This is a genomic window from Nitratireductor rhodophyticola, assembly GCF_019891355.1.
Classification (GTDB): domain Bacteria; phylum Pseudomonadota; class Alphaproteobacteria; order Rhizobiales; family Rhizobiaceae; genus Nitratireductor; species Nitratireductor rhodophyticola.
Genome location: NZ_JAHSSF010000002.1, coordinates 92,491 through 104,329, shown reverse-complemented (window position 1 = coordinate 104,329; position 11,839 = coordinate 92,491). Strand labels below are relative to the sequence as shown.

Genomic DNA, 11,839 nt, shown 5'->3' with positions numbered 1-11,839 from the left:
TTTTCCCCAAAAACCGGAAGGAACCGAAGCGTAACGCCGTGAAAGGCTTGCGTTTCTTGTCGGTTTCCTGTCATTTTGACGGAAATCGAAGCCTGTTCACGGCTGCCCTGAACATGCGCCATGTTTGCAGGGCTATTCTTCATTCAAGTGAGATTGATTGGTCATGCGTGTTATTCTCGAACGCTCCACCCTCCTGAAGTCACTGAACCATGTTCACCGCGTGGTGGAACGCCGCAACACCATTCCGATTCTCTCCAACGTGCTTCTGAGCGCGGATGGCGCAAGCCTGCAGATGAAGGCGACCGACCTCGACCTGGAAGTGACCGAGGCTGCGGGCGCGACCATCGAGCAGGCCGGTGCAACGACCGTTCCGGCGCATCTGCTCTACGACATCGTGCGCAAGCTGCCCGACGGTGCGGAAGTGATGCTGAAGACCGATGAGGACGGCAACGCCATGTCCGTGGTGGCCGGGCGCTCGAGCTTCCGTCTCCAGTGTCTGCCGCAGTCCGATTTTCCCGAGCTCTCGGCCGGCAATTTCTCGCATATCTTCCGGCTCGATTCGGCCGATCTGAAAGGGCTGATCGAGAAGACCCAGTTCGCCATCTCCACCGAGGAGACGCGCTACTATCTGAACGGCATCTTCCTGCACACGATCGAGGCGGACGGCGGGTTGAAGCTGCGCTCGGTGGCGACCGACGGCCACCGTCTCGCACGCGCCGAGATGGAAGCGCCGGCGGGCTCTGAAGGCATGCCCGGCATCATCATCCCGCGCAAGACGGTCGGCGAACTGCAGAAGCTGGTCGACGATCCGGATGTGGCCGTGACCGTCGAACTTTCCGATACGAAGATCCGCTTCACCATCGGCAGCGTCATTCTCACCTCGAAACTGATCGACGGCACTTTCCCCGACTATCAACGCGTCATTCCCACCGGCAATGACAAGAAACTGGTGATCGACCGTCAGACCTTCGCCTCGGCCGTGGACCGCGTGTCGACGATCTCCTCGGAGCGCGGGCGGGCGGTGAAGCTCAGCATTGCCGAAGGACAGGTGACGCTGACCGTGAACAACCCGGACTCGGGCTCGGCAACCGAAGAGCTCGCCGCCGACTACGAGGCAGACCCGATCGAGATCGGCTTCAACGCCCGCTACCTGCTGGACGTGGCGGCGCAGCTTTCGGGCAGTGAAGCGCGCTTCCTTCTGGCTGATGCAGGCTCACCCACGCTCGTGCAGGACGAAGGCGACGAAAGCACGCTCTACGTTCTGATGCCGATGCGCGTCTAGAGCGCGCCGGCATTGGCTTCCCCTTGGTCGACCAGACATCCGGCAGACAGGCCGTAGCCCAGGTTCACGTTACCAGGCTGAGCCTCACCGACTTTCGAAATTATCATGCCCTGGCGCTCGATCTTTCGCCGGGAGCGGTGGTTCTGACCGGCGAGAACGGCGCAGGCAAGACGAACCTGCTCGAGGCCGTTTCCTTTCTCTCGCCGGGTCGCGGATTGCGCCGCGCCACGCTTGACGATGTCGCGCGCGAAGGTGCCGGAACGGGCTTTGCCATTCATGCGAAGCTCGAAGGCCCGTTCGGCGAATGCGAGATCGGAACCGGCACTGCCGGCCTGCAGCCGGGCGCGGAAACGGGCGGACGCCGCCTGCGCATCAACGGCGAGAACGCACGGACAGCCGATGCCATGCTCGAGTGGGTGCGCGTCCTGTGGCTGACACCGGCCATGGATGCGCTCTTCACCGGTTCTGCCAGCGACCGCAGGCGCTTTCTCGACCGGCTCGTTCTCGCCATCGACCCGGCGCACGGCCGGCGCGCCCTCGACTATGAGAAGGCGATGCGCGCGCGCAACCGGCTGCTTGCGGAAGACTCGCGCGATGGCGGCTGGTTCGACGCGATAGAAACGCAGATGGCCGAAACCGGCGTGGCGATTGCCGCCGCGCGGGCCGAGATGGTGCGCCTGCTCGCCGCCATGAACGAACGCCTGCCCGAAGACGGCCCGTTTCCCACCGCCGGGATCGCGCTGGAGGGCACCATCGACCACGCGATCGGACAGCACGCCGCCGTCGACGTGGAGGAGAGATTCCGCGCCCTTTTGCGCGACCAGCGACCGCGCGACCGCGCTGCGGGGCGAACGCTGGAAGGTCCGCATCGCAGCGATCTTCTCGTGCGCCATGTGCCCAAGGACATGCCGGCGGCCCGCTGCTCCACAGGCGAGCAGAAGGCGCTGCTTGTGGGACTGATCCTTGCCCATGCCCGGCTGACGGGCGAGCTTTCGGGAACCGCGCCGATCCTGCTTCTGGACGAGATTTCAGCGCATTTCGATCCGGACCGGCGGGCAGCGCTCTTCTCGATCCTTGAAGAGCTGAATTGCCAGGCCTTCATGACCGGTACGGAGGCGAGCCTCTTCTCGGCAATCAAAGGACGCGCGCAGTTCTTGTCCGTATCTGCCGGTGCGATCCACGAACAACGCTGACACGCTCCCTCACGCTGGATAAGATCGCTGCATGGCCGAGACAACGACATTCCCCGCCGCACTTTCCGACACCGAGCTGGAGCGCTATGCCCGCCATATCGTTCTGCCGGAGATCGGTGGAGGCGGGCAGCAAAAACTGAAGAAGGCGCGTGTTCTGGTGATCGGTGCCGGGGGGCTCGGCGCGCCGGTGCTTTGTTACCTTGCGGCTGCCGGTATCGGCACGCTGGGCATGATTGACGACGACACGGTTTCGCTCTCCAACCTGCAGAGACAGGTGATCCATGACACGGACAGTGTCGGCATGGAGAAGGTCGAGAGCGCCAGGGCAAGCATTGCCCGCATCAACCCGCATGTGACGGTCGAGACGCATCCTATCCGGCTTGATGCCGACAACGCTGCCGGGATCATCGCCACTTATGACATGGTGGTGGACGGATCGGACAATTTCGACACCCGCTACCTGCTGGCCGACACCTGCGAGGCGGTGGAACGGCCGCTCGTGACGGCGGCCGTCGGTCGCTTCGACGGGTCGCTCACCGTGCTCAAGCCGTTCGAACGCGATGCCGATGGCGACCTCCTGCCGGGCTATCGTGACCTCTTTCCCGAACCGCCACCGGCGGGGCTTGTGCCCAGCTGCGCGGAAGCCGGCATCGTCGGCGCACTGACCGGCGTCATGGGGACGCTGGAGGCCATGGAGGTCATCAAGCTGGTGACGGGTATCGGTGAACCGCTCACCGGTCGCCTGCTGCTTTACGATGCGCTTGCGGCCCGGTTTGAAACCGTGAAATACCGGCGGCGCACCGGCTGAGGGCGTTTTTTTGCCTGCGGGTGGGAACGGGCTTTGCTCGCTCCGTGACCTGTTGCATTGACGGTGTGCGTGGTTCGACAAGCTCACCATGAGGGGTGGTTGTGTCTGGCAGAAAACCGTTCTTCAGAGGCGCTGATGGCGCGCCTTGGCAGCGACATTGTCCCTCCATGCAGCCCATTGCCATCCCTCATGGTGAGCTTGTCGAACCACGCACAACGCCACTGCCACCAGATCGCATGCGCCAAGCGATCAGACGTTCCTGGGCAGGACACGGTCCGGCGGACGGTGGCCGTCGAAGAGGGTGCGGATGTTGATGATCACCTTCTCGCCCATGTCGATGCGGCCCTCGATGGTGGCCGATCCCATATGCGGCAGAATGACGATCTTGTTTTTCTGAGCGAGTTTCAGGAGCTTGGGATTGACGGAGGGCTCGTGCTCGAACACGTCGAGCCCCGCACCCGCAAGCTTGCCTTCCTCGATGAGGCGGATCAGCGCATCCTCATCCACCACATCACCGCGTGCGGTGTTCACGACATAGGCGCGGGGTTGCATGAGCTCGAGCCGCCGCGCAGACAGCAGATGGAAAGTGGCCGGGGTCGACGGGCAATTGACGGAGATGATGTCCATGCGGGCGAGCATCTGGTCGAGGCTGTCCCAGTAGGTTGCCTCCAATTCGTCCTCGATGGCCGGCAGAACACGCTGGCGGTTGTGATAATGGATCGACAGGCCAAAGGCCTTGGCGCGGCGCGCGACGGCCGTGCCCACGCGGCCCATGCCGACAATGCCCAGGCGCTTGCCCCAGATGCGGTGCCCCAGCATCCATGTGGGCGACCATCCGCCCCACTCGCCACCGCTGCGCAAAAGTTCCGCACCTTCCGTCAGGCGGCGCGGCACTGCGAGCATGAGCGCCATGGTCATGTCGGCGGTATCTTCGTTGAGCACGTTGGGCGTGTTGGTGACAGTGATGCCTTTCCGGGCCGCTGCTGCGACGTCGATATTGTCGACGCCATTGCCGAAATTGGCGATGAGCTTCAGACGCTCGCCGGCCTGGGCAATGAGCGCGGCATCGATTCGATCCGTGATCGTGGGAACAAGAACGTCAGCTTCCTTGACCGCGGCCACGAGCTCGGGCTGCGTCATGCGCTTGTCGTCGAGATTGAGGCGCGCGTCGAACAGCTCGCGCATGCGCGTTTCGACCTGGTCCGGCAGCTTGCGGGTGATGACGACGAGAGGCTTCTTCCTGACGGTCATATGGTCTCCAAAATAACGCCTTGTTGATACCTCTTTAACCAAGATAGACGACACTGCAATGCCGAGCCGGGTTGTCTTCTGTCTATCAAGCGGGGGGCGCCAAGACAAAGAAAAAGGGTGGAAGCGCTCGTTCCACCAGAACAAGGGTTACCGGGAGTTTGTAATGCCGGCCAACGCGCCATTCCGTTCAATGTTTGCAGCCCTCGCCGTCGCCGTTCTGGTTGCGACACCCATGACGACGCAGGCGCAGGCGAACACCGAACAGAACGTAAAGGTCGGGCCGAGCGGTCTTCCCCTGCCACGTTTCGTCAGTCTCAAATCAAGCCGCGTGAACATGCGCATCGGCCCGGGGCTCAACTACGCGGTGAATTGGATGTATCTGAAATCCGGTCTGCCGATGGAGATCATCCAGGAATATGACAACTGGCGGCGCGTGCGCGATGCCGAGGGAGCGGAAGGCTGGATCAATCAGGCGCTTCTTTCGGGACGCCGTACCGGTATTGCCGCACCATGGTTCAAGGGCAAGGAAGCCGATATCGACCTCAGGGCCGACCCGCGCGACGATGCGCGGCTCGTCGCTCGCGTCGAACCCGGCGCCATCGGCTCGATCAAGGCATGCAATGGCGACTGGTGCGAAATGGACTTCGCCGGCCATTCGGGCTGGGTAAATCAGTCACTGATCTGGGGAGCCTATCCGGGCGAGAGCGTAAAAGACTGACGGTGAAGCGCGCTTCAGTGGCGCTTGCGGCGCAGCCTGACAACGATATCGACATTGGCGATTTCCGTTCCTTCCGGCGGCTCCGGAAGGTTTCGGACCTCGACGCCACCTGAGGGGATGTCGAAGACTTTCTCATCTTCTTCGAAGAAGAAATGATGGTGATCCGACACATTGGTGTCGAAATAGGTGCGGGCACCCTCCACCTGAACGATGCGCAGCATGCCGGCATCCGTGAACTGATGCAGCGTGTTGTAGACGGTGGCCAGCGAAACGGAGAAGCCCGCATTCTGGGCTTCCTCATGCAGCGCTTCAGCAGAAACGTGACGATCACCGGCGGCGAACAGGAGATCTGCGAGCGCGACACGCTGGCGTGTGGGACGCAGGCCCGCACTCCTCAAACGCTCTTCGAGCGAAATCTTCTGGCCTTCATTCGAGATCGACAATGAAACCGCCCGTCTTTCCTGTTATCCGAACCTTCGACCCATCCCGAGGCTCTCGCTGCAGTTATTCCCTCCTGACATATATTCGCTCCATTCAACACGATCAATAGCGGCAGTTTTCCGGGGGCAGCCACACGCAGCATGGCAAATTCCCACAACGGCGGTTTCCAGCGAGAAACAAGCTGTGATAGGGAGTTCGGACAATGAAAAGAACGGTTCCGGCGCGACCGGGACCACCGACGGGATGGCTATTGATGGCGCAAACGAAAAACAGCTACAATTACGAAGACCTTCTGGCCTGCGCGCAGGGCGACCTTTTCGGTCCCGGCAACGCGCAATTGCCGGCTCCGCCCATGCTGATGTTCGATCGCATCACCGACATTCAGGAGGAAGGCGGGGCGTTCGGCAAGGGCTATGTCCGTGCCGAATTCGACATCAAGCCTGACCACTGGTTCTTCCCGTGCCATTTTCCCGGCAATCCGATCATGCCGGGCTGTCTTGGCCTCGATGCCCTCTGGCAGCTCACCGGTTTCTACCTCGGCTGGCTTGGCCTGCCGGGCAAGGGCATGGCCCTTTCGACCGGCGAAGTGAAATTCAAGGGCATGGTTACGCCGGAGACAAAGCTCGTCGAATACGGCGTCGACTTCAAGCGTGTCATGAAAGGTCGTCTGGTTCTCGGCACCGCCGATGGCTGGCTGAAGGCTGACGGCGAGCAGATTTACACCGCCACGGATCTTCGTGTCGGGCTGGCCAAGCAGGAAGCCTGAGTTTCAACCATTGACTGGCGGCCGTGTGCAGCGGCCCAAGGAGAGCATCATGAGACGCGTCGTCGTTACCGGCCTCGGCATCGTTTCCTCGATTGGCAACAACGCGAAGGAGGTCACCGCCTCGCTGCGCGATGCGAAATCGGGCATCACCTTCTCGCAGGATTTTGCCGATCACGGCTTCCGTTGCCAGGTCTGGGGAGCTCCCACGCTCGACCCGACCGAACTGGTCGACCGCCGCGCCATGCGCTTTCTGTCAAAAGGCGGTGCGTGGAACCATGTCGCGATGGAACAGGCCATCGCCGATGCGGGGCTTGAGCAGAGCGACATCACCAATGAACGCACCGGCATCATCATGGGATCGGGCGGCCCCTCCACCCGCACCATCGTGGAAGCCGCGCAGACGACGCTCGAAAAGGGTTCGCCAAAGCGCATCGGGCCGTTCGCGGTGCCGAAAGCGATGTCCTCGACGGCTTCGGCCACACTGGCCACCTGGTTCAAGATCCACGGCGTGAACTACTCGATCTCGTCGGCATGCTCGACCTCCGCGCACTGCATCGGCAATGCAGCGGAGATGATCCAGTGGGGCAAGCAGGACGTCATGTTCGCGGGCGGCCATGAAGATCTCGACTGGACCATGTCGAACCTCTTCGACGCCATGGGCGCGATGTCTTCCAAGCACAACGACACGCCGGCCACCGCCTCGCGCGCCTATGACGCGACGCGCGACGGCTTCGTGATCGCCGGCGGCGCCGGCGTTCTGGTTCTGGAAGAGCTGGAACACGCCAAGGCGCGCGGTGCGAAAATCTATGCCGAGCTGACCGGCTATGGCGCAACTTCGGACGGCTACGACATGGTGGCCCTTTCCGGTGAAGGCGCGGTGCGGTGCATGCGCCAGGCGCTTTCCACGGTCGATGGCAAGGTGGACTATATCAACACGCACGGCACGGCGACGCCGGTGGGCGATTCCGGCGAAATGGGCGCAGTGCGCGAAGTGTTCGGCAACGACATCCCGCACATCGCTTCCACCAAGTCACTGACCGGCCATTCGCTCGGCGGTGCCGGCGCACAGGAATCGATCTATTCGATCCTGATGATGCAGGAAGGCTTTATCGGCGAGAGCGCACACATCACCGAACTCGATCCGGAGTTCGAGGGCATGCCCATCGTGCGCAAGCGCATCGACAATGCGAAGATCGATACGGTGCTCTCCAACTCCTTCGGTTTCGGCGGCACCAACGCCACGCTTGTTTTCCAGCGTTACGCAGGGTGAAATAAGGTCCATGGACGGTTTGATGAAAGGGAAGCGCGGCCTCATCATGGGGGTCGCCAACGATCACTCGATTGCCTGGGGCATCGCCAAGAAGCTCTCCGAGCAGGGCGCGGAACTGGCGTTTACCTATCAGGGCGAGGCATTCGGCCGCCGTGTGAAGCCGCTGGCCGAGAAGGTGAACTCCAGACTGCTTTATCCCTGCGATGTGGAAGACAGCGCGTCGATCAATTCCGTCTTCGACGGGTTGAAGGAGGAGTGGGGCTCGCTCGACTTCATCGTACACGCGATCGGCTTCTCCGACCGCAACGAGCTGAAAGGCCTCTACGCCAACACCACGCGCGAGAACTTCGTGCGCACCATGGTGATCTCCTGCTACTCCTTCACGGAGGTTGCCCGCAAGGCGGCGGAACTGATGGACAATGGCGGGCAGATGCTGACGCTGACCTATGCCGGTTCCACCCGCGTCATGCCCAATTACAACGTGATGGGCGTGGCCAAGGCCGGGCTTGAGGCAAGCGTGCGGTATCTGGCGAGCGACTACGGCCCGCGCAACATCCGCGTCAACGCGATTTCGGCGGGCCCCGTGCGCACGCTGGCAGGCGCCGGCATCTCCGATGCGCGCTACATGTTCTCCTATCAGCAGCGCAATGCGCCGCTCAGGCGGACCGTGGTGATCGACGAGATCGGCGGATCGGCGCTCTATCTGCTTTCCGACCTTTCGTCGGGTGTCACCGGTGAAATCCACTATGTGGATTCCGGCTACAACACCGTTTCCATGCCCACCATGGAAGAGCTGAAGCGGCTGAGTGCGGCGACCGGCGACGACTGAGGGCGATCAGACTGACCCGCTACTTGCGGGCCCACAAAACCTTGAACACCGTATCGCGGCGCAGCTCACCCTGTGCCGCGAAATGTTTTTCGAGGCTCTCTTCGTAGGGAAGCTGCCTGTTGGCGACGAGGAACAGCCGCCCGCGCGGCTTGAGCGCCTTTGCCGCCGCCGCGATCATCGCATGGCCCATATCGGGCTCCGCAGCCCGGCTTCGATGGAATGGCGGGTTCATCAGGATCACGTCATAGCGCTCGTGCACCGGCTCTCCCAGAAGGTCCTGCCAAAAGAAGCGCGCCGGCATCTGCGAAGCCTTTGCCGCCATGTTGCGCCGGGCCGCCTCCAGCGAGGCGTGATGCGCCTCGTAAAGATCGATGCTCTTCACGCCCGGTGCGCGCTCGGAAGCTGCAACGGAGAGATACCCCCAGCCGGCCGCGAAATCGGCAATTGCGCCTGACAGATTGTCCGGCAGGCACTCCACGAGAAGCGCCGAGCCCGGATCGATGCCGTCATCGGAGAAGCCACCGGCTGCAGTGATATAGCCGTCTGCCACACTTTCCGGTGCCTGCAGCGCAGCCAAAGCCGCTTCGATCGCATCCGGGCGACGCAACCAGAAAACGATGCCGTGATGCTTCGAGGCATGATCTTCGAGGTCGAGAAGCTCGGCCATGCGCCTGCGCACACTGCCGCCGCCATCCTTCTTGGCGCAGGCTGCTGCAATCCGGGCGCCGGGTCGGGTTCGTTTCAACGCATCGGCAAGGCGCTGCTCGTTCTCACGCCGGTGTCGGCCAAGCAGAACGAGCGCGAGGTCATAGCCCTCGCCTTCCGCTTCAGGGGTGACGGACAAACCTGCCCGCTGGAGGGCGAGATAATCAGGCCGATAGCCCTGTACGGCAGTCATGTCCCCGGCGAAGTCGGCGGGAAGGTGAAGCGCTCCCGGTGCGCCGAGGAAAAGCACGCGCTCCCCCTCGCCCGGCGGATCGATCAGCCCGCGCTCGAATGGAAACAGAAGGGTGGCAAGCGGCGTGTCGTTCATCTTGGGTTCCGGATGTGAAAACGGGCGCGGCCATGAAGGCGCGCGCCCGCTTGTCAGTCAGAAGGGAAGCGGGATCAGCCTTCGGCGTCCTCTGCCTCTTCCTTCTTCTTCTTTTCCTGCACGATCTCCTTGCCGGTCTCCTGGTCGACGACCTTCATGGAGAGGCGAACCTTGCCGCGCTCATCGAAGCCCATCAGCTTCACGAACACCTTGTCGCCTTCCTTGACGACATCGGTGGTCTTGCCAACGCGCTCCTGCGCGAGCTGCGAGATGTGCACCAGACCGTCGCGCGGACCGAAGAAGTTCACGAATGCGCCGAAGTCGGCGGTCTTGACGACCGTGCCTTCGTAGATCTCGCCCACTTCCGGCTCTGCCGTGATGGAGTGGATCCACTTCTTCGCCGCCTCGATTTCCTTGGCGTTGGACGAAGCGATCTTCACCGTGCCGTCGTCCTCGATGTTGATCTTGGCGCCGGTCTTCTCGACGATCTCGCGGATCACCTTGCCGCCGGAACCGATCACGTCGCGGATCTTGTCGGTCGGGATCTGCATGACCTCGATGCGCGGAGCGAACTCGCCCAGCTCACCACGGCTCTCGGAAAGGGCCTTGGCCATCTCGCCGAGAATGTGCAGACGGCCGTCCTTGGCCTGGTCGAGGGCGATCTGCATGATCTCCTCGGTGATGCCATCGATCTTGATGTCCATCTGCAGCGAGGTGATGCCCTCATCCGTGCCGGCGACCTTGAAGTCCATGTCGCCGAGGTGATCTTCGTCACCCAGGATGTCGGAGAGAACGGCGAAGCGCTCGTCTTCCTTGATCAGGCCCATGGCGATGCCGGCAACCGGCTTTGCCAGCGGAACGCCGGCGTCCATGAGTGCGAGCGAGGTGCCGCAGACGGTCGCCATGGAGGACGAACCGTTGGACTCGGTGACCTCGGAGACAACGCGCAGCGTGTAGGGGAACTGGTCCGCTCCCGGCAGCATCGGGTGGATGGCGCGCCATGCGAGCTTGCCATGACCGATCTCACGACGGCCGGGCGAACCCATGCGACCCGTCTCGCCTACGGAGTAGGGCGGGAAGTTGTAGTGCAGGAGGAAAGCCTCCTTGTAGGTGCCGGTGAGCGAGTCGATGAACTGCTCGTCTTCGCCGGTGCCCAGCGTGGCGACCACGAGGGCCTGCGTCTCACCACGGGTGAAGAGCGCGGAACCGTGCGTGCGCGGCAGGATGCCTGCCTCGGCCACGATCGGGCGGACCGTCTTGAGGTCGCGTCCGTCGATGCGGCCGCCGGTGTCGAGGATGTTCCAGCGAACGATCTTGCCCTGCAGGCTCTTGAAGACGGTGTTGACCTGCTCGGCCGACCACCTGGTCTCTTCCTCGCCTTCCGGCAGAAGCGTCTCTTTCACCTTCGCCTTGGCGGCGTCAACGGCGTCATAACGCTGCTGCTTGTCGGTGATCTTGTAAGCTTCGCGCAGATCGTTCTCGACGATCTTCAGCATCTCGCCTTCGAGCTCGGAGAGATCCGGCGGCGTGAAGTCGCGGGGTTCCTTGGCGGCAACTTCGGCGAGCTTGATGATCGCGTCGATGACCGGCTGGAAGTTCTTGTGGCCGAACATGACGGCGCCGAGCATGACGTCCTCGGGGAGCTGCTGGGCTTCCGATTCCACCATCAGAACGGCATCGCCCGTACCGGCGACGACGAGGTCAAGCTTGGTCTCTTCCATCTCGTCGACATGCGGGTTTAGGACGTACTCACCGCCGATGTAGCCAACGCGCGCTGCACCGATCGGGCCCATGAAGGGAACGCCGGAGAGGGTGAGCGCTGCGGAAACGGCAACCATGGCGACGATGTCCGGATCGTTCTCCAGATCGTGCTGCAGCACGGTGGCGATGACCTGGGTGTCGTTCTTGTAGCCATCGACGAAGAGCGGGCGGATCGGACGGTCGATCAGACGGGAGACCAGCGTCTCCTTCTCGCTCGGACGGCCTTCCCGCTTGAAGTAGCCGCCCGGGATCTTGCCGGCGGCAAAGGTCTTTTCCTGGTAGTTGACGGTCAGCGGGAAGAAGTCGAAGCCCGCCTTCGGCTCTTTCGCGGAAACGACGGTTGCGAGAACAACGGTCTCGCCATAGGTGGCGAGCACTGCGCCGTCTGCCTGACGGGCAATCTTGCCGGTTTCAAGGGTAAGCGGACGCCCACCCCATTCGATCTCTACTTTGTGGTCCTTAAACATATCTTGTCCTTTTGTGCCGA

At 62.4% G+C, this 11,839-nt stretch carries 11 protein-coding genes; 7 read left to right on the top strand and 4 right to left on the bottom strand.

The window, feature by feature from the left end:
• Positions 1–163: 163 nt before the first annotated feature.
• Genes dnaN through KUG85_RS06220 form a run of 3 tightly spaced genes read left to right on the top strand, consistent with a single transcriptional unit; the run spans position 164 to position 3,283 of the window.
• Positions 164–1,282, top strand: a complete 1,119-nt coding sequence (dnaN, locus tag KUG85_RS06230) for a DNA polymerase III subunit beta (protein WP_065817355.1) — start codon at positions 164–166, stop codon at positions 1,280–1,282.
• 23 nt (positions 1,283–1,305) lie between these two features.
• Positions 1,306–2,475 carry a DNA replication/repair protein RecF gene (gene recF, locus KUG85_RS06225; RefSeq protein ID WP_223004571.1) on the top strand — a complete coding sequence of 390 codons (1,170 nt, stop codon included), beginning with the start codon at positions 1,306–1,308 and terminating at the stop codon, positions 2,473–2,475.
• A gap of 31 nt (positions 2,476–2,506) precedes the next feature.
• The gene (locus tag KUG85_RS06220; RefSeq protein ID WP_223004570.1) at positions 2,507–3,283 is read left to right on the top strand and encodes a molybdopterin-synthase adenylyltransferase MoeB; all 777 of its coding nucleotides are present in this window, start codon (positions 2,507–2,509) and stop codon (positions 3,281–3,283) included.
• A gap of 249 nt (positions 3,284–3,532) precedes the next feature.
• On the opposite strand, the gene KUG85_RS06215 is transcribed toward KUG85_RS06220, so the two are convergent.
• Entirely contained in the window at positions 3,533–4,534 is a 1,002-nt protein-coding gene (locus KUG85_RS06215; RefSeq protein WP_007010192.1) for a 2-hydroxyacid dehydrogenase, read from the bottom strand.
• A 163-nt stretch (positions 4,535–4,697) separates the two neighbouring features.
• On the opposite strand from KUG85_RS06215, the gene KUG85_RS06210 reads away from it, so the two are divergent.
• Positions 4,698–5,252 carry an SH3 domain-containing protein gene (locus KUG85_RS06210; protein ID WP_007010191.1) on the top strand — a complete coding sequence of 185 codons (555 nt, stop codon included), beginning with the start codon at positions 4,698–4,700 and terminating at the stop codon, positions 5,250–5,252.
• A 14-nt stretch (positions 5,253–5,266) separates the two neighbouring features.
• Here the strand turns inward: KUG85_RS06210 and irrA are convergent, their stop codons facing one another.
• A complete protein-coding gene (irrA, locus tag KUG85_RS06205; RefSeq protein WP_272491820.1) occupies positions 5,267–5,695 on the bottom strand; it encodes an iron response transcriptional regulator IrrA in 429 nt (142 codons plus the stop codon).
• A gap of 251 nt (positions 5,696–5,946) precedes the next feature.
• Between irrA and fabA the strand changes: the two genes are divergently transcribed.
• The 3 genes from fabA to fabI are packed head-to-tail and all read left to right on the top strand — an operon-like array spanning position 5,947 to position 8,558.
• Entirely contained in the window at positions 5,947–6,459 is a 513-nt protein-coding gene (fabA, locus tag KUG85_RS06200; RefSeq protein ID WP_065817359.1) for a 3-hydroxyacyl-[acyl-carrier-protein] dehydratase FabA, read from the top strand.
• 49 nt (positions 6,460–6,508) lie between these two features.
• Positions 6,509–7,729: a beta-ketoacyl-ACP synthase I gene (fabB, locus tag KUG85_RS06195; protein WP_065817360.1), complete on the top strand. Its 1,221-nt coding sequence runs from the start codon at positions 6,509–6,511 to the stop codon at positions 7,727–7,729.
• Between the two features lie 10 nt (positions 7,730–7,739).
• Entirely contained in the window at positions 7,740–8,558 is an 819-nt protein-coding gene (gene fabI, locus KUG85_RS06190; protein WP_065817361.1) for an enoyl-ACP reductase FabI, read from the top strand.
• Positions 8,559–8,577: 19 nt separating this feature from the next.
• Here fabI and KUG85_RS06185 read toward each other — a convergent pair whose 3' ends face one another.
• Both KUG85_RS06185 and pnp read right to left on the bottom strand, forming a co-directional pair.
• A complete protein-coding gene (locus KUG85_RS06185; RefSeq protein ID WP_223004569.1) occupies positions 8,578–9,591 on the bottom strand; it encodes a class I SAM-dependent methyltransferase in 1,014 nt (337 codons plus the stop codon).
• Between the two features lie 74 nt (positions 9,592–9,665).
• Positions 9,666–11,819, bottom strand: a complete 2,154-nt coding sequence (gene pnp / locus KUG85_RS06180) for a polyribonucleotide nucleotidyltransferase (protein WP_223004568.1) — start codon at positions 11,817–11,819, stop codon at positions 9,666–9,668.
• Positions 11,820–11,839: the final 20 nt, after the last annotated feature.